This window comes from Pseudomonas fluorescens (assembly GCF_000730425.1).
GTDB classification, from domain to species: domain Bacteria; phylum Pseudomonadota; class Gammaproteobacteria; order Pseudomonadales; family Pseudomonadaceae; genus Aquipseudomonas; species Aquipseudomonas fluorescens_X.
Map to the genome: position 1 here is coordinate 5,915,051 of NZ_CP008896.1, position 19,604 is coordinate 5,934,654.

Here is a 19,604-nt window from a genome sequence, read left to right on the forward strand (position 1 = left end):
GGCCGGTCATTGACCGGCCTTTTTTACGTCTGCGGTGTCTGTATTGATCCCGGTTTTCAGGCTTTCCCGGACGATGTCGAGAATGCGTGTCGCCAGCTCCGGGTTTTCGACACTTCGCGCCAATACCAAGGCGCCCACCAGTGTCGACATCATCACCAGGCTCTGTTCGTCAGCATTGGGACTGCCCAATACGGCTTCGATTTGATTGAGCCGGGCGCCGAGGACTGTATCGGTGGTGGGGCTCTGTTGCCCGCGCTGACCCAGTTCCGAGGACATGGTGGGCAACGGGCAACCTTGGTCGGGGGAGGTGTGGTGCCATTGCGACAAGTAACTGTCGATGAAGGCTTCCAGCGGTCGCTCCTGGCTGAAGAGCATCGCACAATGCGCATCCAGCTCGGCGGAGGCCGCTTGCAGGGCCTTTTCCACCAGTTCGTCCTTGGATTTGAAGTGGGCGTAGAACCCACCGTGGGTCAGGTTCAAGGCTTTCATCAGGGGCTGTAGGCCGGTGGCGCCGATGCCGTCGCGGCGAAATCGGACAGACGCCTCTTTAATGATGCGCTGGTAGGTTTGAGCTTTGTGATTTTGCGAGTAGCGCATGAGAGGCCCCTCTGAAACATCACGCCATATTAACCAAGGTTTGGCGGCGTTTCTCGGCTCGATTACAAATTTGCGCTAATGTAAACCGACGCGCATCGCGTGCTGCCGGTAAAGGTCAGCACGGGGCGTTTGCTTCAGCGATCCTGCGCATCCTTGGCGTCGGCCTGGGCATTGCGCTCGGCGACACGTTTGCGTTGTTCGTCGGTCAGTTCCACTTTGTTGGCGCTGTCACGCAGCAGCATCAAGCCACCAACGATCGAACCGATGGCGACCACCATGATCAACCAGGCATACCAGGGCATAGGGCTCTCCTTGAGGCCGATTGCCATGGGGAAGATTCCCCACAGCATTATCAGCTTTGAGTGACGGCGTTCGTCAGTCGTTCCATTGTAGGCCCGTTCCGCCGCGTTGGTTTAGCGCCCGGTCAACATTGCATCCGCCGGCGCATCGGCGCGGTCTTGCGCGGTCAGGTGGAAGTAGATGAAACCTGCGGCCATGAACCCGAGGAAGATCAGGCCGATCAGGGCGTTGAACCAGGCCATGGCCACCAGGCACACCAGCGCCAGGATCAGGGCGATGGCCGGCACGATCGGGTAGCCCGGTGCGCGGAAGGTGCGTTCCAGCAATGGTTCGCTCTTACGCAGCTTGAACAGGCTGAGCATGCTCATGATGTACATGACGATGGCGCCGAATACCGCCATGGTGATCATCGCGGCGGTAAGGGTCAGGCCGCCGAGGTTGATCAGGCCGTCGCTGTAGATAGCGGCAATGCCCACCACGCCGCCGGCGAGGATCGCCCGGTGGGGTGTCTGGAAGCGTGACAGCTTGGCCAGGGAGGAGGGCAGATAGCCTGCGCGGGCCAGGGCGAAGAACTGCCGCGAGTAGCCGAGGATGATGCCGTGGAAGCTGGCGACCAGGCCGAACAGGCCGATCCACACCAGCATATGCAGCCAGCCGGAGCTTTCGCCCACCACGGCTTTCATCGCCTGGGGCAAGGGGTCGTTAATGTTCGACAGGGTGCGCCAGTCGCCTACGCCGCCGGCAAAGAACATCACGCCTATGGCCAGGAACACCAGGGTCAGGATGCCGCTGATATAGGCCTTGGGAATCGTGCGCTTGGGATCCTTCGCCTCTTCGGCGGCCATGGCGGCGCCTTCGATGGCGAGGAAGAACCAGATGGCGAAGGGGATTGCGGCAAAGACCCCGGCAATCGCCGGCGCGCCAAAGGTATCGGAGCCCGCCCAGCCATTGAGGGCGAAGTTGCTGAAGCTGAAGGCCGGTGCAACCACGCCCATGAATACCAGCAGTTCGGCCATGGCCAGCACGCACACCACCAACTCGAAGGTCGCGGCCAGCTTCACCCCGAGAATATTCAAGCCCATGAACACGAAGTAGGCCCCGACCGCCGCGTGTTTCGGGTCGAGCGCCGGGAATTGCACATTCAGGTACGCGCCAATGGCCAAAGCGATGGCGGGGGGCGCAAAGACGAATTCGATCAAAGTGGCCAGCCCGGCAATCAAGCCGCCTTTCTCGCCGAACGCCCGGCGGCTGTAGGCAAACGGCCCGCCTGCATGGGGAATCGCGGTGGTCAGTTCGGTGAAACTGAAGATGAAACAGGTATACATGGCGGCGACCATCAACGATGTCACCAGAAAGCCCAGTGTCCCGGCCACGCCCCAGCCATAGCTCCAGCCAAAGTACTCGCCGGAGATCACCAGCCCGACGGCGATGCCCCACAGGTGCAAGGTGCCCAAGGTGGGTTTGAGTTGCGTGTTCATTGTGCTGCTCCCTGAACAGTTTTGAATGTTTCAGGGCATTGCAGCGGCCATGCCAGCTTGGAAAAGGGTGTCGTAAAGGGCTGGAACTGTCGTCCGGGAGACAGTTTGCTGTTTGAGACCGTTATTTCGTGCACCAGGGGAGGGCGGTGGTGGCTACGCTGATGCTATCGCGAGCAAGCCCGCTGCCACATTTGGCCACATTCCAAAGGGTGTCTCTGGTCACTTGTGGGAGCCGGGCTTGCCCGTGACAGCGGCCTCAGCAGCCCCGAAAACCTCAAGTTCAACCCACTCTTTACGCCATCTTTACGCCCCCTCCACCCCCTCGCCATCGCTCCTTTACGCCCCTCCTGCGGACAATACCTCCACACGCGGCAGTCGCCGTATGACGGAGAAACTTCCATGAGTGTTCTGGACGGGGTGTCACTGCTATTGGCCGTGGCGCTGTTCATTTATCTGCTGGTTGCGCTGTTGCGCGCGGACCGGGGCTAGGAGCGGCTATGCACAGTTATGACTATTGGCTGATCATCGCCTTCTTCGCCGTGGTGCTGGTTCCGGCGCCGTTTCTGGGGCGCTTCTACTACAAGGTGATGGAAGGGCAGCGCACCTGGCTGACGCCGGTGTTCGGGCCGGTCGAGCGCGTCTGTTATCGCGTGGCCGGGGTTGATGCGCAGCAAGAGCAAAGTTGGCAGAAGTACACCCTGGCCCTGCTGGCCTTCAACCTTGCAGGTTTTTTGCTGTTGTTCGCGATCCTGTTGTTCCAGAACTATTTGCCACTCAACCCTGGGCAATTGCCCGGGCAGGAGTGGACACAGGCGTTCAACACCGCGGTCAGCTTTATGACCAACACCAACTGGCAGTCCTACAGCGGTGAGGCGACCCTCAGCTACCTCAGCCAGATGGCCGGCCTGACCGTGCAGAACTTTGTCAGTGCGGCCACGGGGCTTGCCGTCCTTGTCGCCCTTTGCCGTGGGATCGGTCGCAAGTCCGCCAGCACCCTGGGCAATTTCTGGGTGGATATGACCCGCGCCACGCTCTATGGCCTGCTGCCGTTGTGCCTGGTGCTGGCGTTGTTCCTGGTGTGGCAGGGCGTGCCACAAACCTTCGCTCACTACGTTGATGCGCTGACCCTGCAAGGCGTCGACCAAGTGATCCCGCTCGGGCCGGCCGCCAGCCAGATTGCGATCAAGCAGCTGGGGACCAACGGTGGCGGCTTCTTCGGCGTCAACTCGGCGCACCCATTTGAAGACCCGACGGCCTGGGCCAACTTGTTTGAAGTGGCGGCGATCATCATGATTCCGGTGGCGCTGGTGTTCACCTTTGGCCATTACGTCAAGGACCTGCGCCAGAGCCGCGCAATCCTCGGCTGCATGCTGGCGCTGTTCCTGATCGGTGGCTCGGTGTCGCTGTGGTCCGAGTACCAACCCAACCCGGCCCTGAACAATCCGGCCGTCGAGCAGGCCGCGCCGCTAGAAGGCAAGGAGGTGCGCTTCGGTACCACCGGCACAGTCTTGTGGTCGGTGACCACCACGGCGGCGTCCAACGGTTCGGTCAACGGCATGCAGGACAGCCTCAACCCCCTGAGCGGGATGGTGGCGCTGGTCAACATGATGGTCGGCGAAGTGATCTTCGGCGGCGTCGGCGCCGGTATGTACGGCATGCTGCTCAATGTGCTGATCGCCGTGTTCCTCGCCGGCTTGATGATTGGGCGTACCCCGGAATACCTCGGCAAGAAACTCCAGGCCCGGGAAGTGCAGTTGCTGGTGGTCACCCTGCTGGTGATGCCCGTGGGGGTACTGGTGCTGGGCGCGATTGCCGCCAGCGTACCGGCCACCGCCGCAACCATCAGCAACCCCGGCCCCCACGGCTTCAGCCAATTGCTCTACGCCTACACCTCGGCCAGTGCCAACAACGGTTCGGCGTTCGCCGGCCTGGGTGCCAACACGCCGTTTCACAACCTGATGCTGGGGTTGGGCATGTTGATCGGCCGCTTTGGCTACATCCTCCCGGTACTGGCCCTGGCTGGCAGCCTGGCGATGAAGAAGAGCGCGCCGATTGGCCAGAACAGTTTCCCGACCCACGGTCCGCTGTTTGTGACGTTGTTGACCGTGACCATTTTGCTGGTGGGCGGCCTGACGTTCCTGCCGACGCTGGCATTGGGCCCTATCGCTGAACACCTGAGCATGGGCTTCTAAGGGGTATGAACATGAATATGCCTGTAAACAATACCGCTGCGGCCAAGGCTCAGGAGTCGGCCAAGACTGCGATCTCGGCGCTGTGGCGCCCGGCCCTGGTCCAGGCGTTCGTCAAGCTGGACCCGCGCCAGTTGAAGCGTTCGCCGGTGATGCTGGTGGTCGAGCTGACCGCGATCCTCACCACGGTGCTGTGCCTGGTGCCGGACAGCAGCGTGCCGACCTTTGTCGCGGTGCAGATTGCCCTGTGGCTGTGGTTCACCGTGCTGTTCGCCAACTTCGCCGAAGCCCTGGCCGAGGGCCGTGGCAAGGCTCGCGCCGACAGCCTCAAGGCCGGTAGTGAGGGCCTGAGTGCGCGGCGCCAGGAAGCCGATGGCCGCTTCAAGGTGGTGCCCGCCACCAGCCTGCGCAAAGGCGATGTGGTGCGGGTCGCGGCCGGGGAAATGATCCCCGGCGACGGTGAAGTCATCGAAGGCATCGCGGCGGTCAACGAAGCGGCGATCACCGGTGAGTCCGCGCCGGTCATCCGCGAATCCGGCGGCGACCGCTCGGCCGTCACCGGCAATACCCGGCTGGTCTCGGACTGGCTGCTGATTCGCATCACCGCCAACCCGGGCGAATCGACCCTGGACCGTATGATCGCCCTGGTCGAAGGCGCCAAGCGCCAGAAAACCCCCAACGAGGTGGCGCTGGATATCCTGCTGATCGGCCTGACCCTGATCTTCCTGTTGGTGGTCGTGACCTTGCAGCCGTTCGCCCATTTCGCCAATGGCAGCCTGCCCCTGGTGTTCCTGGTGGCGCTGCTGGTCACGTTGATTCCGACCACCATCGGTGGCCTGTTATCGGCCATCGGCATCGCCGGCATGGATCGCCTGGTGCGCCTCAATGTGATCGCCAAGTCCGGGCGCGCCGTGGAAGCGGCGGGGGACGTGCATGTGCTGTTGCTGGACAAGACCGGCACCATCACTTTTGGTAACCGGCGCTGCGCTGGCATCTATGCCGCGCCCGGCGTCAACGGCAAGGAGTTGGCCGAAGGCGCGCTGCTGGCCTCGCTGGCAGACGATACGGCGGAGGGCAAATCCATCGTCGAATACCTGCGTGCCCTGCACCCGTACACCGAGCCCTCTGTGCAAGAGCTGACGGGCGTGCCGTTCAGCGCCGAAACGCGCTTGTCCGGTGTGGACTATCAAGGCCGTGTCTACCGTAAAGGCGCTGTCGATTCGCTGCTGGCGTTTATCGGGCTGCAACGCCAGGACCTGTTGCCGGCGCTGTCCCGGGAGATCGACAAGATTGCCCAGAGCGGCGGCACCCCGTTGCTGGTGTGCGCCGATGGCAAATTGCTGGGGGCGATTCACCTCAAGGACGTAGTCAAGCCCGGCATCCGCGAGCGTTTTGCCGAGCTGCGCAAGCTGGGAATCCGCACGGTGATGGTGACCGGCGACAACCCGCTGACCGCCGCTGCCATTGCTGCCGAAGCAGGCGTGGACGATGTGCTGGCGGAAGCCACGCCGGAGAAGAAACTGGCGCGTATCCGCCATGAGCAGAATGACGGGCGCCTGGTGGCGATGTGTGGCGACGGCGCCAACGACGCGCCGGCCCTGGCCCAGGCGGATGTGGGCATGGCGATGAATGATGGGACCCAGGCGGCCCGCGAGGCGGCGAACATGGTCGACCTCGACAGTGACCCGACCAAGCTGCTGGACGTGGTGCAGATCGGCAAGGAATTGCTGGTGACCCGTGGCGCGCTGACCACCTTTTCCATCGCCAACGACGTGGCCAAGTACTTCGCGATCCTGCCGGCGCTGTTCGCTTCGATCTACCCACAACTGGGCGTGCTCAACGTGATGCACCTGAGCAGCCCGCAGAGCGCGATTCTGTCGGCGATTGTGTTCAACGCGCTGATCATCGTGGTGCTGATCCCTCTGGCTTTGCGCGGTGTGCGGGTGCAGGCGGCGAGTGCTGCGGCGCTGCTGCGGCGCAACCTGCTGATCTATGGCGTGGGCGGGCTTTTGGTGCCGTTCGCGGGGATCAAGGCGATCGACATGCTGCTGACCGCACTGCACCTGGTCTGACCCAACCCCGTAGGGGCCGGCTTGCCGGCGATCCCCTTGATGCGGTGTAACTGACCCACCGCTATCGCCGGCAAGCCGGCTCCTACAGGTCACGAATCAATTGAGGAAGATGAAATGTCCAGCATGATCCGTCCGGCCTTGAGCCTGTTGGTATTGATGACCCTGATCACTGGCGTGGCTTACCCGCTGGTAGTGACCGGCGTCGCCCAGGTTGCCTTTCCAGGCCAGGCCAATGGCAGCCTGGTGCGTGATGCCCAAGGCAAGGTGCGTGGCTCCAGCCTGATTGCCCAGGAATTTTCCGGCGACCGTTGGTTCCACTCGCGACCTTCAGCAGGCGCGTATGCCACTGTCTCCAGCAGTGCCAGCAACCTGGGCCCGAGTAACCCGGCGCTGGCGGCGCGGGTATTTGACGAGGCCGCGAAAATCCAGGGCCCCGACCAGGGACCGGTGCCCCTGGCCCTGTTGACGACCTCCGGCAGCGGTCTTGATCCACACTTGCCACCGCAGGCGATTGCCTATCAACTGGCGCGGGTGGCGGCGGCACGTCAGCTACCGGTGTCGACCCTGGAGCGCTTGATGGGCGAACATATCGAACAGCCGCTGGTGGGGCCACCGGTGGTGAATGTACTGGCGCTGAACATGGCGCTGGAAAAGTTGTAAACCGTTGCTCCGCCATCGCGGGCAAGCCCGCCCCTACAGGGGAATGTCTTCCACATGTGGGAGCGGGCTTGCCCGCGATGGCGGCTGCATGTACCCAACATCACTCACTGAAAGAAGACTGTGCCCATGAGCGACTCTGGCCGCGCCGACGCCCTCCTAGCCGATCTACCCAAGCGCGGCCGTGGCCGGCTCAAAGTATTCCTCGGTGCCGCCCCTGGCGTAGGCAAGACCTACGCCATGCTCCAGGCGGCCCACAGCCAATTGCGCCTGGGCGTCCGGGTGATTGCCGGGGTAGTCGAGACCCATGGCCGCGCCGAGACCGAAGCCTTGCTCAGTGGCTTGCCCCAGCAGCCACTGCAGCGCTCTGAATATCGTGGGGTCATGCTTGAAGAGATGGACCTCGATGGCTTGCTCGCCAGCCAGCCCAAGCTGGTGCTGGTGGACGAACTGGCCCATAGCAACGCCCCGGGCAGCCGCCACGAAAAGCGCTGGCAGGACATTCAGGAGTTGCTCGCCGCCGGCATCAACGTGTTTACCACGGTCAACGTCCAGCACCTGGAAAGCCTTAACGACCAGGTGCGCGGTATCACTGGGGTACAGGTGCGCGAAACGTTGCCGGACTGGGTGTTGCAGGAAGCCGATGAGTTGCTGCTGATCGACCTGCCGTCGCGCGAGCTGCTGGAGCGCCTGCGCGATGGCAAGGTCTACGTGCCGGAACAGGCACGCGCGGCCATTGATGCGTTCTTCACCCAGACCAACCTCATGGCCCTGCGCGAGTTGGCGATGCAGACTGCTGCCGCGCATGTCGATGACGATCTGGCCCAGGGCTACCGGCAACTGGGCCAGGCCGCGCCGACGGTGCGCGGGCGGTTGTTGGTGGGGGTGGATGGCGATGCCGAGGCCGAGCGCCTGGTGCGTCACGCCAGCCGGGTGGCCCAGCGCCGGCATTTGCCCTGGAGCCTGGTGCATGTGGATAACGGCCGGGTGCGCGACGAGCAGTCTCGCCTGCGCCTGCAAAACGCCCAGCAACTGGCTGAGCGCCTGGGTGGCGAAGTGGTGTTGCTGCGTGCCGGTGAAGTGGCCAAGACGCTGATCCAGCACGCCGCCGAACGCCGTGCCAGCCTGGTGCTGGTGGGGCAGTCACGCCCGCGCTGGCGGCGCCGACTGTTCGGCGGCGGCTTGGCGGCGCGCTTGTTGCGCAATGCCCGGGGCTTGGAAATCAACGTGCTCGACAGCGATGGAACACCCGCCGCGCCGCGCTTGCCCGATGTACGTGGCCTGGTGTGGTTCGACTATGCCCTGGCGCTGCTGGCAACCGTGCTGGCCAGTGCGTTGGCGTGGGGCGTGTCGAGTCTGCTGCCGCTGCCCAATATCTCCCTGGTGTTCCTCGCAGCGGTGCTGCTGGTGGCGGTTCGCAGCAGCCTGGGCCCGGCATTGGCCTGTGCGGCGCTGTCGTTCATGGCCTATGACTTTTTGTTTATTCCGCCGAATTTCTCGTTCGCCATTCAGCGTGAAGAAGATGTGCTGACGCTGCTGTTTTTCCTGCTGATGGCGGCGCTGACCGGCAACCTGGCCGCTCGCCAGCGTCGGCAACTGCAGGCCCTGCGCGACACCCAGGAAGAAACCAGTGAGCTGCTCGACCTGTCGCGTAAACTCACCGCCGCTACCGATCGCCAGGCGGTGATCAGCGCTGCGGCCCATCATCTGCAGGGTTGGAGCGACTTGCAGTTGTGCCTGGTCAATCGCGACGGGCCCGGTGACTGGAAGGTCGAGACCGGCGGGCCGATCACCTTTACCGAGGCCGAGCGCGCCGCCGCCGACTGGGCCTGGCAGCACGACCAGCCGGCGGGGATGGGCACTGGCACCTTGCCGTTTGGGCGTTGGTGGTGGTGGCCGTTGTCCGCTGAAAATGGCCCGCTGGGCCTGCTCGGCGTCAGCCCCAAGGCCGGCCTGGAACTCAGTGGCCAACGCCGGCGCCTGCTCACAGCCTTGAGCCAGCCGTTGGCCCAGGCGCTGGCCCGTGCCCAATTGGCGCAGAACCTGGAGGCCGCCCGTTTGCACGGCGAGACCGAACAACTGCGCAGCGCCTTGCTGGCCTCGGTGTCCCATGACTTGCGCACGCCGCTGACTTCCATGCGCGGCAGTATCGACAGCCTGCTGGCCCTGGGCGAAGCCATTCCCCTGGAAGATCGCCGGGAACTGCTGGAAGGGACTCGTGATGAAGCCGAGCGCCTGGACCGCTACATCCAGAACCTGCTGGACATGACCCGCCTGGGCCATGGCGCCTTGAAGCTGGCGCGCGACTGGGTGTCGCCCGGCGATATTGTCGGCAGCGCCCTCGGCCGGCTGCGTGCGGTACTGGCGCCGTTGCAGGTGAGTACCGAGGTGCCGCCCGAGTTGCCGCTGCTTTATGTGCATGCCGCCTTGATCGAGCAGGCACTGGTCAATGTGCTGGAAAACGCCGCACGCTTCTCACCGCCCCATGGCCGCTTGCAACTGCGCGCCGGCGTGGCGCAGCAGACGGTGTTTTTTGCGGTCAGCGACGAAGGCCCGGGGATTCCCGAGGAGGAGCGGGCGAAGATTTTCGATATGTTCTACACCGCCGCACGCGGCGACCGTGGAGGGCAGGGCACCGGGCTCGGCCTGGCCATCTGCCAGGGTATGGTTGGCGCCCATGGCGGGCATATCAGCGTAGCCGAGGGCATCGATGGGCGGGGCACTTGCATCACTTTGTTCCTGCCCTTGCAGACCCAGCCGAGCCTGGAAAGTGAAGCGTGATATCAGGTGCGCTACTCTTGATTTCTTTCAGCCATTTTGACGGAACACCATGAGCCAGACTGCGACGATTTTGGTCATTGATGACGAGCCGCAGATCCGCAAGTTCTTGCGCATCAGCCTGGCGTCCCAGGGCTATAAAGTGCTCGAAGCCGGGACCGGCGCCGAAGGGCTGGCCCAGGCAGCATTGAACAAGCCGGACCTGCTGGTGCTGGACCTGGGCCTGCCGGACATGGACGGCCAACAGGTGTTGCGCGACCTGCGCGAATGGTCGACGGCGCCGGTGCTGGTGTTGTCGGTGCGTGCCAGCGAAGGGCAGAAGGTCCAGGCCCTGGATGGTGGCGCCAACGATTATGTGACCAAGCCATTTGGCATCCAGGAATTTCTGGCCCGGGTGCGCGCGCTGCTACGCCAGGCGCCCGCTGGAGAAACCCAGCAGGCCGCCCTGCAGTTTGGCCCGCTGACGGTCGACCTGGCGTATCGGCGGGTGCTGCTGGACGGTGTCGAGGTGGCCCTGACCCGCAAGGAATACGCGGTACTGGCGCAACTGGCGCGCCATCCTGGCCGGGTGATTACCCAACAGCAATTGCTCAAGGATATCTGGGGGCCGACCCATACCGAAGACAGTCACTACCTGCGCATTGTGGTGGGGCACTTGCGCCAGAAACTGGCGGATGAGCCGACCCAGCCGCGATTTATCGTGACCGAGGCGGGGGTGGGGTATCGGTTGCTGGGGGCTGAGGGCTGAGGGCTGAGCAAGTGTGCTGGCTGTACCGGCCTCATCGCTGGCAAGCCAACTCCTACGTTATTTGATTGATGAGTGGCCAAAATGCTGTGCCCGCCAGCGTCCCCCGTGGGAGCGGGCTTGCCCGCGATAGCGCCATGAGCCCGGACAGGCCCGGACGCAAATCTCAGCTCTGTTCACTCTCATACCGATCCAACGTATCACTGGCAATCTCGCGTCCCAGCGCGATCAGTTCCGGCGCTTTGTAGAACTCGAAGAACCGGCACACGCGCTTGGGCACGTTGATCAGCACATCCGGCGGATAACCCGCGATCTTGTACTGCGCCAAGGATGTCTGCATCACCTCGAAACTCTGGTTGATCAAATCCAGCAGCGATGCCGGCCCCACGTTGTCGATGATGAACGAACCAGTGGCCGACTTGGGCGCGCCGGCCGTCTCCGGGGCTGCGGCCGGTTGCTGGGCTTGCGGCTCGGCGCCTTCAAGCCAGGGGTTGATATCGGCGGCCTGGGCTTGTAGCGCTTCCTGTTCCAGCAGCAATAATTGTTCGGCCTGCTTGCGCCGAAACGGCAGGTGCGAGCCCAGTGATCGAACCAGGTTGTCGAAGCGACTCTTGAACGCCGGCGGACGCTGGATCACCGGCAGCTTGTAATGCTTCTGGTTGGTGGAGTTGAGGTTGACCGCAATGATCAGGTCGCAATGGCTCGACACCACCGGCACGATAGGCAGTGGGTTGAGCAGGCCGCCGTCCACCAGCATGCGATTGCCTTGCATCACCGGAGTGAACAGGCTGGGAATCGCCGCTGAGGCACGCATGGCCTGGTGCAGGCAGCCTTCCTGGAACCAGATTTCCTGTTGGTTGGTCAGGTCGGTGGCCACAGCGGTGTAGGGGATGCGCAGGTTTTCGATATTGATTTCGCCGACGATCTTGCGGATCTGCCCAAAGACCTTTTCGCCGCGTATCGCCCCCAGGCGAAAACTCACATCCACCAGGCGCAGCACATCCAGGTAGTCCAGGCTTTCGATCCAGTTCCGGTAGTCCTGCAACTTACCTGCGGCATAAATCCCGCCCACCACCGCGCCCATGGAGCAGCCGGCGATACAGGCGATTTCATAACCGCGTTTTTCGATCTCTTCGATCACCCCGATATGGGCATAACCCCTTGCTCCGCCGGAGCCCAGGACCAATGCAACACGTTTTTTCATGACCGGATCCTTCGCAAAACAGCTGTCCACAATGCACCTATCGAGGGGGCTGCTTCAATCCTAGCTGACAAGAGCGATAAATTTCGTAAGCCGAGCTATTTGCTCGGGTATGCTTTGGCTACCGGCACTGGGCATTTCAGGCTGCGTGATAAGGCACTTTTTTCTGTAGGCAACGTCTACATCCGACGACTGTTTTCTTTTCTTGAGGTGTCATTGATGAAAGCCTGGATATGTTTGCCTGTGATTGTGTTGGCCCTGGCCGGTTGTGCCGGCAAAACGGCCTATCGCGATAGCTGCGCCAGCCAGTTGGACGCCGCGTGGCAAGAACTGGACCTGGCCAAGGCTGAAGGCTTTGCCGGCACCGTCAGTTATTCCAAGGCTTTGTCGTTGTTGACCGGCGCCAAGACCCAGCAGCAGTTCGAGGCATTTGAAGGGTGTGCCAGTAAAGCGGAAAAAGCTCGTTTCTACATTCGTGAGTCGCGCGCCGGGCGTTGATCCGAGTCAGCGCAACACGCCGGGGTAGTGGTTAAGGTGGTTCCAGGCACCTGTTCTGCACAGGTGTATGGACGTTGTCTAACAGGGGAAGCAGCATGTCGGCGTTGGTGGATCAGTTAGTCGCCCAGGTCATTGGCCTGGAAGTCGGATTGTTGAGTTGCCAGGCACGCCTGGCGGCGGTTACCGATGACGAAGCGCTGCATGATCTGCGCACCACCGTGCGGCGTCTGCGCAGCCTGTTGCGTCCTTTGCGCGGACTGCCCGGTGTCGAGCAACTGGAAGCGGCCGCCAGCGCCGTTGGCCAATTGACCACGCCGCTGCGCGATCGCGAGGTGCTGGCAGCCTACCTGCACCAGCACGGCTATCACGACGCGGCGGCCCGGCGCCTGCGCCTGCAGCCGCAGACCTATCGACAGGTGGCGCAAAGCCCGGAGTTGGCGCGACTGCTGCTGATCCTCGAAGCCTTTCCACGATTTATCCGCGCATCCCAGCAGCAAAAACTGCTCAAGGGCCTGCACATACGCATCGAAAAGCGCCTGGCCAAGCAATGGCAGGCACTTGAGAGGGCATTGCACGATCCCGATCACGACCGCCATCGCCTGCGGTTACTGATCAAGCGCGTGCGCTACGCGGCCGAGGCCTACCCGCAATTGGGCCAGGTGCCAGCCAAGGCCATGTCCCGTCTCAAGTCCGCCCAGGGTGCGTTGGGGGACTGGCATGACTGCTGGCAATGGCTCGCGCAAGCCGAGCATCAGGCGGACTTGCAGCCCTGTGTTGCGGTCTGGCACCGAGCCATGGCCCAGGCCGAAGGCAAGGCGGACCGGGTGCTGGATAAGCTGGCAGCGGACTGTTTCTGATCGGGCGGCTTATCTGTCCGGGTATTTGGCCGGAATAAGTGCTGTGCCGGGCTGGCGCGCTGGTTAAGATCCCAGCATCGATTTTCTTGATGTGAGGTCGCCATGCGCTTTAGTGATTTGCTCGACGCTGCCCGTAGTCACCCGTTGGATGTGTCTATTCCGGCTGAATGGGCCCAGGGCCGCGCCACATTCGGCGGCCTGGTCGCCGCCTTGCAATACGAAGCGTTGCGTGCCCAGGTTCCGGCAGATCGCCCGTTGCGCTCGTTGGCCGTAACCTTTGTGGGGCCGGTGGCGCCCGACGTATCTGCCAGCTATCAGGTGGAAGTGCTGCGCGAAGGCAAGGCGGTCAGCCAGTTGCTGGGGCGGGTGGTGCAGGGCGGGGAAGTGATGACCCTGGCCCAGGCCAGCTTCGGCGCTTCACGCCCTTCGCAGATTGACGTGCCGGCCTTGCCCGCGCCGGCCTTCAAGCATTGGGATGAGTGCCAGGAGCTGCCCTATATCAAAGGTGTGACCCCTGAGTTCATGCGCCACCTGGCGATGCGCTGGAGTGTTGGCGGCTTGCCGTTCACGGGCAATAAATCCCGGGAGATGGGCGGCTGGGTGCGCCTGCGTGGAGACGTGAAGGAGGAGCCCTTGACCGAGGCGCATCTCCTTGCGCTGGTGGACGCCTGGCCGCCGGCCCTGCTGCCGCACCTCAAGAGGCCGGCTCCGGGCAGCACCCTGACCTGGACCATCGAGTTCATTCAGCCGCTGGCGCAGCTGACGACCCTGGATTGGTGCCAGTACCACGTCGAGATCGAGCATGCCCGCGACGGCTACGGCCATGCTGCTGCAATGTTGTGGGGGCCTGATGGCCAGTTGATTGCTATCAGCCGCCAGACCGTGGTGGTCTTCGCCTGAGCCGTCCTCAGTGGCGGTGGCGCTGACGCCAGGCCTGCCACCAGCCGCCACTGAGGACAAAGCGCGGAAAGGTCACGAATTGCTCGACCACCAGGCGCTGCACTGCATCTTTGCGATCACTGAACGGCTCGCTGGCCTGGGTCTCCAGGCTGTGGCCATGGCGCTGCAGCGCCAGGCCGGCAAGCACGCCGACCACGCCGATGGCAAAACTGGCCAGGCTCAGGCTGAACACCCCAGACACAATCAGCAGAAACCCGACGATAAACAGCGGTACGGCTATCAGGTGCAGCACCAGGTTGGTCGGGTGCTGATGGTTCTGCGGGTAGGCGCGCCATTGCCAGGCGGGGAGATTGGGATGACGTTTGCCCATGATGATAAATCCTCTGTCCGTTGAAACGTGATGCACAGAGTTTAGGTTGGGCGGGCAGGGCCGGCGAATTGGGGTTGGCTATGGGGGTTATAGCGATTTGATGGGTTCGCCAACGGCAAGCGTTGGCTGATTTGTGGGTGGACCAACGTCACAACTTCAGTTGGCCGATGGCCTTGTTCAGCTCACCGGCCAGGGTGGCCAGTTCATTGCTGGTGGTCGCGGAATCCACGGTCTGTTGTACGGTGTTTTCCGTGACATCACGAATGCTCACCACCGCTCGGTTCATCTCTTCGGCCACATGGCTCTGTTGTTCGGCGGCGACCGCAATTTGCGTGTTGCTCTCGCGCATCTGCGCCACGGCGCTGGTGATTTCCACGAGTGACGCGCCGGCTTCCTGGGCTTGCTGTACACAGTCGTCAGCCTTGAAGGAGCTTTCCTGCATAAAGTCCACGGCGTCCCGGGTGCCTGCCTGCAGGGCAGAGACCATGCGGGTGATTTCATCGGTAGAACTTTGCACGCGCTTGGCCAGGTTGCGTACCTCGTCGGCGACGACCGCAAAACCGCGCCCCATCTCCCCGGCGCGGGCGGCTTCGATGGCGGCGTTGAGGGCCAGCAGGTTGGTTTGTTCGGCGATGCTATGGATCACCCCGACCACGCCATTGATCTTCTGGCTGTCCTCGGCCAGCTTCTGGATCATCTCGGCGGTTTGCTGCACACCGGTAGACAACCCGGCAATCGAACGCTGGACTCGGGTCACCACTTCCTGACCGCTGCCGGCCAGGGTGTCGGCGGTCTGGGACAGGTCCCGCGTGGCGCCGGCGTGCTGGGCAATGTGATACACGGTGGCGGTCATTTCATTGATCGCAGTGGCAGCCTGGTCGGTCTCGCTTTGCTGGCCGAGCATGCCGTGCTGCACCTCGTTCATGCTGCTGGCCAGGCGTGCGGCACCGTCGTCCAACAGTTTGGCAGTGCGGGCCACGGTGCTGACCACTCGCTGGTAGCCGGCCTGCATGGCGTTGAACGCACTGGCCATCTGCCCGACTTCGTCCTTGCACGCCAGGGGCACGCGGGCCGACAGGTCGCCGGTTTTCTCCACATGCAGCATGACGTCTTTCAAGGTATTGAGTTGGGCGAGCAAAAAGCGGATCAGCAACTGCGAGGCGCAGAGCATCGCGAGCATCAGGATCAGCACCGCCACCGCGTAGTGGGTGAAGCGTTCGGTAAACACCTGGCTCAGGCTGGGCGCATAAGCCAGTACGGCAACGTGCTGGCCGTCGGCGCGGGAGACGACTTGGGCGCCCATCAACGGGTTTTCGCCGAACAGCGGCATAGGGTTGAACTCGACCCAGCCATCGGCTTCGCTGAGGGCGGACAAATCCTGGCCTGGCAGCTCGGGAGCCTGGCCCCGGGCAAAGGCCAGCCAGTGCTCGCCCTTGGGCAGCGCCTGCCCGACTGGCCAGGCGCTGAGCAAGCGTCCCTGGGCTTGTGCCGAGGTTTGGGAGGCATGGCTGCGGGCCTGTTGCTCAAGGTGCACGGCATACAGCACCAGCAGCAGCGTGGTGATGAAAGCGACCGCATTCACGGCCCAGAATTTGTACTTCAGCGAGATATTGCTAAGCCAGGCACCCATGGAAGGTTTTCTCTGATAGCGGAAACAGTATTGGCAAGGTGCCATTATTGTGCCGCTATCCGGAAAATGGGTGTTGATATGGGTCAATGCGCCGCGTCAATCCAACGCAGGCAGACCGAAAAACGCGCGGGCGCATGCGGTGCTGTGCTGGGCCAGGTCTTGCAGGCTTTCTTCGCGGTGCAGGGCCACTTCGCGCAGGACTTCCGGCAGGTAGGCCGGCTCATTGCGCCCGTTCTTGGGTTTGGGGCGCAGGGTGCGCGGCAGCAGGTAGGGCGCGTCGCTTTCCAGCATCAGGCGGCCCCGGGGGATTTCCCTGACAAGCGGGTGTAGGTGCGTCCCACGGCGTTCGTCACAGATCCAGCCGGTGATACCGATATGCAGGTCCAGGTCGAGGTAACTGAACAGCGCGCGTTGTTCGCCGGTGAAGCAGTGCACCACGGCGGCGGGCAGTTGATCACGGTAGTCGCGCAAGATTTCCAGCAGCCGCTGGTTGGCATCCCGTTCATGGAGAAATACCGGCAACTGCAATTCAACGGCCAATGCCAGGTGGGCTTCAAGGACCTTTTCCTGCTGGGGCCTTGGTGAGAAGTCACGGTTGAAGTCCAGCCCGCATTCACCCACCGCGCGTACCCGGTCCTGGCGGAGCAGGTCATGCAGTTGCCGGGCGCTGTCGACGTTCCAATCGCTGGCGCTGTGGGGATGAATGCCCGCAGTGGAGAACAATCGTCGGGCGCTTTCATCCCAGCGTTGGCACAGTTCCAGGGCCTGTTCGCTGCCTTGCACACTGGTGCCGGTGACGATCAGTTGGCCCACGCCGGCGGCATAGGCGCGCTCGAGCACGGCCTGGTGTTTGTCGTCGAAACTGGGGTTGGTCAGGTTGACGCCAATATCAATGAGTTGCATGGTGCTATCTCCGCCTGCGGCCGGAAAGTCTATCAGAGCTGTAGATTTATAAGAAAAACCAAGAACTACAACGAGTTATCGCTGTCTTTGAACGTCGCAAGTAACACCGTGGTTGGCCGAGGGCCTGCTGCTGTGACACCCTTGCGTGCAAAGTCTGCGCCTCTGGCGCTCTGTTTCTGTCCCCCAATGCGACGTTTTTCGCGGTGCTTGGGGCCTTGTTCTTTCCGGAGAGCGGATGATCCGACCCTCGGCATTGCTTATGGTGTGCCTGACGCTGCTGCTGCCCACGGCGGCAGTTGCGCGTCTGGACGGGCCGCTGGAAGTGACCAAGCCGGGCAAAGTCCGCGACCTGGCAGAAATCCGCAGCAGCCGCACTTTGCGAGTGCTGGTCAACCAGAGTCGCAATAGCTCCGGTGAGGTCCAGGGGCAGTCCATTGGCGTCGAATACCATCGCCTGCGCGCCTTCGAACACTACCTCAATGGCCGTGCCCGCGATGGCCAGGAAATCAACCTCAAGATCATTCCCAAGGCCAAGGATCAGTTGCTGGGGGCGCTGGCCCGTGGCGAAGGCGACCTGGTGGCGCCCGGTGAGCTGCTGGATGTGACGGCTGCCCACAAGATCAGCAGCAGCGAGCCGATTGCCAGCGATGTGCCGCTATGGCTGGTCGGCCTCAAGGGTGAGCGGCGGTTTACCCGGTTGGAGCAACTGTCCGGGCGCACATTGGCCCTGACCACGGGCAGTGCTGCGGGGGAAGCGGTCAACCAGATCAACCAGAAGCTGGCGTTGCGCAAGCTGCCGCCGGTCAAGGTGGAGTGGGTGGACCCCAGCCTGGCAGTGGAAGATGTGCTGGAGATGGTCCAGGCCGGGATCTTCCACCTGACCATTGTCGAGCGGCCGATTGCCGAGCGCTGGTCGAAGATCCTGCCCAAGTTGCGTTTTGACAAACAAGTGGCGATCAGCGAACCGGGGGAAGAGTACTGGTTCGTGCGCCAGGATGCCTCGATGCTGCGGGCCAGCATCGACCGCTTCCTGAAAACCTACAAAACCCCGTCAGACCAGGACGTAGCTTTCCAGCGTATCTACCGTCGGCTCTATCAGGTGCGTTACCCCCTGGCCAGGGCTGATCGCCAGCGCCTGGAAAAACTGCGTCCGGTGTTGCAGAAGCATGCCCGGGAGCAAGGCATGGACTGGTTGAACCTGGCGGCCCTGGCCTTCAAGGAATCGTCCCTCAACCCTGCTGCGAAAAGTGGCAGCGGGCCGACGGGCCTGATGCAAATCACCCCATCCGCTGCCCAGCGGGTAGGCGTCAACAATATCCAGACCCTGGACAGCAATGTGCAGGCGGGGGCGCGCTACCTGGCCTTGATTCGCCGCAAGTTCTTCGCCAGCCCCAAGCTTAACGAGCGTGAGCGCATGGCATTCGTCCTGGCCGCATACAACATGGGCCCGGAGCGGGTGCAGGGCATGCGTGCCGAGGCGCGACGCCGGGGCTTGAACCCCAATCAGTGGTTTTTCCAGGTGGAGCGCATTGCCATGGAGCAGGTCGGAATGGGCGGCGTCAGCTATGTTAATAGCGTGAACAAGTACTACTTGGCCTTTGATCGGGAGCGGGATTCTCTGGAACCGGTGACGGCCAAAGTCGTCTCACGAAAATAATCTAATTTATCGATATTGATTAGCGTTTTTTTCGGCTTTTAACATTCTATAAACTGATTAATATAGCGACCAACCCACCCTGTCATCGAAAAGGATTATTAACATGAGCCCAATGATCAAAAACGTTCTGTCCACCCGCGCCGGCTATGGCCTGACTGTTCTGCGAATTTTCGTCGGTATCATTTTTGCCGCCCACGGCTCGCAAAAGCTTTTCGGCTGGTTCGGCGGTGGTGGCCTGGCGGGGACGGCTCAATGGATGGAGAGCATCGGCCTGGCCCCGGGTACCCTGATGGCACTGTTGTCGGGCGGCACTGAGTTCTTCGCCGGCCTGGCGCTGATCATCGGTTTGCTGGCACGCCCTGCAGCGTTGGGGTTGACCATTGTCTCGCTGGTGGCGATTTTCTCGGTGCATATCAGCAACGGCTTGTTCATGGCCAACAACGGCTATGAGTTTGCCCTGGCACTGCTGGGTGGCTCAGTGGCGGTGCTGTTCGAAGGTGCCGGCAAACTGTCCGCAGACCGTGCCATCGCCGATTGATCGCGTTGCACCGGTGTTAAAGGCCCGCCCCGTGCGGGCCTTTTTCGTTGTACGGGATTCTTGACACTGCCCCACCGGCTTCTCTAGGATGCTGCATGCGCCGATTTAAACAGCTAATTGCGGGGCGCCACAGGGACTCGCTGCAGTCCCGACAGAAGCCTGCTCCAGGTTTCGAAATACCGCTAAAGCGCTGGTTCGGTGTTGCCTCTCACCTGCCCGCAGACTTTTGAGGCA

At 62.5% G+C, this 19,604-nt stretch carries 18 protein-coding genes; 11 read left to right on the plus strand and 7 right to left on the minus strand.

Annotation, left to right across the window (positions count from 1 at the left end):
* Positions 1–6: 6 nt before the first annotated feature.
* The 3 genes from HZ99_RS26630 to eat form a co-directional block, all read right to left on the minus strand.
* Positions 7–597, minus strand: coding sequence for a TetR/AcrR family transcriptional regulator (locus HZ99_RS26630; protein ID WP_038447414.1), 591 nt, complete (start codon positions 595–597; stop codon positions 7–9).
* Positions 598–731: 134 nt separating this feature from the next.
* A complete protein-coding gene (locus tag HZ99_RS28205) occupies positions 732–899 on the minus strand; it encodes a DUF2897 family protein (protein ID WP_080727760.1) in 168 nt (55 codons plus the stop codon).
* 111 nt (positions 900–1,010) lie between these two features.
* On the minus strand, positions 1,011–2,375 hold the full coding sequence (gene eat / locus HZ99_RS26635; RefSeq protein ID WP_038447416.1) for an ethanolamine permease: 1,365 nt from the start codon (positions 2,373–2,375) through the stop codon (positions 1,011–1,013).
* 399 nt (positions 2,376–2,774) lie between these two features.
* On the opposite strand from eat, the gene kdpF reads away from it, so the two are divergent.
* From kdpF to HZ99_RS26665, 6 genes are all read left to right on the plus strand, one after another.
* The gene (gene kdpF / locus HZ99_RS26640) at positions 2,775–2,864 is read left to right on the plus strand and encodes a K(+)-transporting ATPase subunit F (protein ID WP_032863112.1); all 90 of its coding nucleotides are present in this window, start codon (positions 2,775–2,777) and stop codon (positions 2,862–2,864) included.
* Between the two features lie 8 nt (positions 2,865–2,872).
* A complete protein-coding gene (gene kdpA, locus HZ99_RS26645; protein WP_038447418.1) occupies positions 2,873–4,567 on the plus strand; it encodes a potassium-transporting ATPase subunit KdpA in 1,695 nt (564 codons plus the stop codon).
* A gap of 5 nt (positions 4,568–4,572) precedes the next feature.
* Positions 4,573–6,636 (plus strand): potassium-transporting ATPase subunit KdpB, encoded by a 2,064-nt coding sequence (kdpB, locus tag HZ99_RS26650; protein WP_038447420.1) that lies wholly within the window; start codon positions 4,573–4,575, stop codon positions 6,634–6,636.
* 114 nt (positions 6,637–6,750) lie between these two features.
* A complete protein-coding gene (kdpC, locus tag HZ99_RS26655) occupies positions 6,751–7,296 on the plus strand; it encodes a potassium-transporting ATPase subunit KdpC (RefSeq protein ID WP_038447422.1) in 546 nt (181 codons plus the stop codon).
* Positions 7,297–7,422: 126 nt separating this feature from the next.
* Positions 7,423–10,074 (plus strand): sensor histidine kinase, encoded by a 2,652-nt coding sequence (locus HZ99_RS26660; protein ID WP_038447424.1) that lies wholly within the window; start codon positions 7,423–7,425, stop codon positions 10,072–10,074.
* 49 nt (positions 10,075–10,123) lie between these two features.
* Entirely contained in the window at positions 10,124–10,819 is a 696-nt protein-coding gene (locus HZ99_RS26665) for a response regulator (RefSeq protein ID WP_038447426.1), read from the plus strand.
* A 163-nt stretch (positions 10,820–10,982) separates the two neighbouring features.
* Here HZ99_RS26665 and HZ99_RS26670 read toward each other — a convergent pair whose 3' ends face one another.
* Positions 10,983–12,020, minus strand: a complete 1,038-nt coding sequence (locus HZ99_RS26670; protein WP_038447429.1) for a patatin-like phospholipase family protein — start codon at positions 12,018–12,020, stop codon at positions 10,983–10,985.
* A gap of 216 nt (positions 12,021–12,236) precedes the next feature.
* Here HZ99_RS26670 and HZ99_RS26675 point away from each other — a divergent pair, with 216 nt between their 5' ends.
* The 3 genes from HZ99_RS26675 to HZ99_RS26685 all read left to right on the plus strand — a co-directional run bounded on the left by HZ99_RS26675 (position 12,237) and on the right by HZ99_RS26685 (position 14,272).
* Positions 12,237–12,515, plus strand: coding sequence for a hypothetical protein (locus HZ99_RS26675; RefSeq protein ID WP_038447432.1), 279 nt, complete (start codon positions 12,237–12,239; stop codon positions 12,513–12,515).
* 95 nt (positions 12,516–12,610) lie between these two features.
* A complete protein-coding gene (locus HZ99_RS26680; RefSeq protein WP_038447435.1) occupies positions 12,611–13,372 on the plus strand; it encodes a CHAD domain-containing protein in 762 nt (253 codons plus the stop codon).
* Positions 13,373–13,474: 102 nt separating this feature from the next.
* A complete protein-coding gene (locus HZ99_RS26685) occupies positions 13,475–14,272 on the plus strand; it encodes an acyl-CoA thioesterase (protein WP_038447436.1) in 798 nt (265 codons plus the stop codon).
* 7 nt (positions 14,273–14,279) lie between these two features.
* On the opposite strand, the gene HZ99_RS26690 is transcribed toward HZ99_RS26685, so the two are convergent.
* The 3 genes from HZ99_RS26690 to HZ99_RS26700 all read right to left on the minus strand — a co-directional run bounded on the left by HZ99_RS26690 (position 14,280) and on the right by HZ99_RS26700 (position 17,175).
* The gene (locus tag HZ99_RS26690; protein WP_038447441.1) at positions 14,280–14,642 is read right to left on the minus strand and encodes an Mpo1-like protein; all 363 of its coding nucleotides are present in this window, start codon (positions 14,640–14,642) and stop codon (positions 14,280–14,282) included.
* 148 nt (positions 14,643–14,790) lie between these two features.
* Positions 14,791–16,272, minus strand: a complete 1,482-nt coding sequence (locus HZ99_RS26695) for a methyl-accepting chemotaxis protein (protein ID WP_038447444.1) — start codon at positions 16,270–16,272, stop codon at positions 14,791–14,793.
* Between the two features lie 96 nt (positions 16,273–16,368).
* Complete coding sequence (locus tag HZ99_RS26700) at positions 16,369–17,175, minus strand: TatD family hydrolase (protein ID WP_038447446.1); 807 nt, start codon at positions 17,173–17,175, stop codon at positions 16,369–16,371.
* A gap of 235 nt (positions 17,176–17,410) precedes the next feature.
* Here HZ99_RS26700 and HZ99_RS26705 point away from each other — a divergent pair, with 235 nt between their 5' ends.
* Complete coding sequence (locus HZ99_RS26705; RefSeq protein WP_038447449.1) at positions 17,411–18,832, plus strand: transglycosylase SLT domain-containing protein; 1,422 nt, start codon at positions 17,411–17,413, stop codon at positions 18,830–18,832.
* Between the two features lie 103 nt (positions 18,833–18,935).
* Positions 18,936–19,370, plus strand: a complete 435-nt coding sequence (locus tag HZ99_RS26710; RefSeq protein ID WP_038447452.1) for a DoxX family protein — start codon at positions 18,936–18,938, stop codon at positions 19,368–19,370.
* Positions 19,371–19,604: the final 234 nt, after the last annotated feature.

Excerpts from the sequence above, each read along its gene's own strand:
- HZ99_RS26630 (WP_038447414.1), bottom strand. The coding sequence starts at position 597 with ATGCGCTACTCGCAAAATCACAAAGCTCAAACCTACCAGCGCATCATT.
- HZ99_RS28205 (WP_080727760.1), bottom strand. The coding sequence starts at position 899 with ATGCCCTGGTATGCCTGGTTGATCATGGTGGTCGCCATCGGTTCGATC.
- eat (WP_038447416.1), bottom strand. The coding sequence starts at position 2,375 with ATGAACACGCAACTCAAACCCACCTTGGGCACCTTGCACCTGTGGGGC.
- kdpF (WP_032863112.1), top strand. The coding sequence starts at position 2,775 with ATGAGTGTTCTGGACGGGGTGTCACTGCTATTGGCCGTGGCGCTGTTC.
- kdpA (WP_038447418.1), top strand. The coding sequence starts at position 2,873 with ATGCACAGTTATGACTATTGGCTGATCATCGCCTTCTTCGCCGTGGTG.
- kdpB (WP_038447420.1), top strand. The coding sequence starts at position 4,573 with ATGAACATGAATATGCCTGTAAACAATACCGCTGCGGCCAAGGCTCAG.
- kdpC (WP_038447422.1), top strand. The coding sequence starts at position 6,751 with ATGTCCAGCATGATCCGTCCGGCCTTGAGCCTGTTGGTATTGATGACC.
- HZ99_RS26660 (WP_038447424.1), top strand. The coding sequence starts at position 7,423 with ATGAGCGACTCTGGCCGCGCCGACGCCCTCCTAGCCGATCTACCCAAG.
- HZ99_RS26665 (WP_038447426.1), top strand. The coding sequence starts at position 10,124 with ATGAGCCAGACTGCGACGATTTTGGTCATTGATGACGAGCCGCAGATC.
- HZ99_RS26670 (WP_038447429.1), bottom strand. The coding sequence starts at position 12,020 with ATGAAAAAACGTGTTGCATTGGTCCTGGGCTCCGGCGGAGCAAGGGGT.
- HZ99_RS26675 (WP_038447432.1), top strand. The coding sequence starts at position 12,237 with ATGAAAGCCTGGATATGTTTGCCTGTGATTGTGTTGGCCCTGGCCGGT.
- HZ99_RS26680 (WP_038447435.1), top strand. The coding sequence starts at position 12,611 with ATGTCGGCGTTGGTGGATCAGTTAGTCGCCCAGGTCATTGGCCTGGAA.
- HZ99_RS26685 (WP_038447436.1), top strand. The coding sequence starts at position 13,475 with ATGCGCTTTAGTGATTTGCTCGACGCTGCCCGTAGTCACCCGTTGGAT.
- HZ99_RS26690 (WP_038447441.1), bottom strand. The coding sequence starts at position 14,642 with ATGGGCAAACGTCATCCCAATCTCCCCGCCTGGCAATGGCGCGCCTAC.
- HZ99_RS26695 (WP_038447444.1), bottom strand. The coding sequence starts at position 16,272 with ATGGGTGCCTGGCTTAGCAATATCTCGCTGAAGTACAAATTCTGGGCC.
- HZ99_RS26700 (WP_038447446.1), bottom strand. The coding sequence starts at position 17,175 with ATGCAACTCATTGATATTGGCGTCAACCTGACCAACCCCAGTTTCGAC.
- HZ99_RS26705 (WP_038447449.1), top strand. The coding sequence starts at position 17,411 with ATGATCCGACCCTCGGCATTGCTTATGGTGTGCCTGACGCTGCTGCTG.
- HZ99_RS26710 (WP_038447452.1), top strand. The coding sequence starts at position 18,936 with ATGAGCCCAATGATCAAAAACGTTCTGTCCACCCGCGCCGGCTATGGC.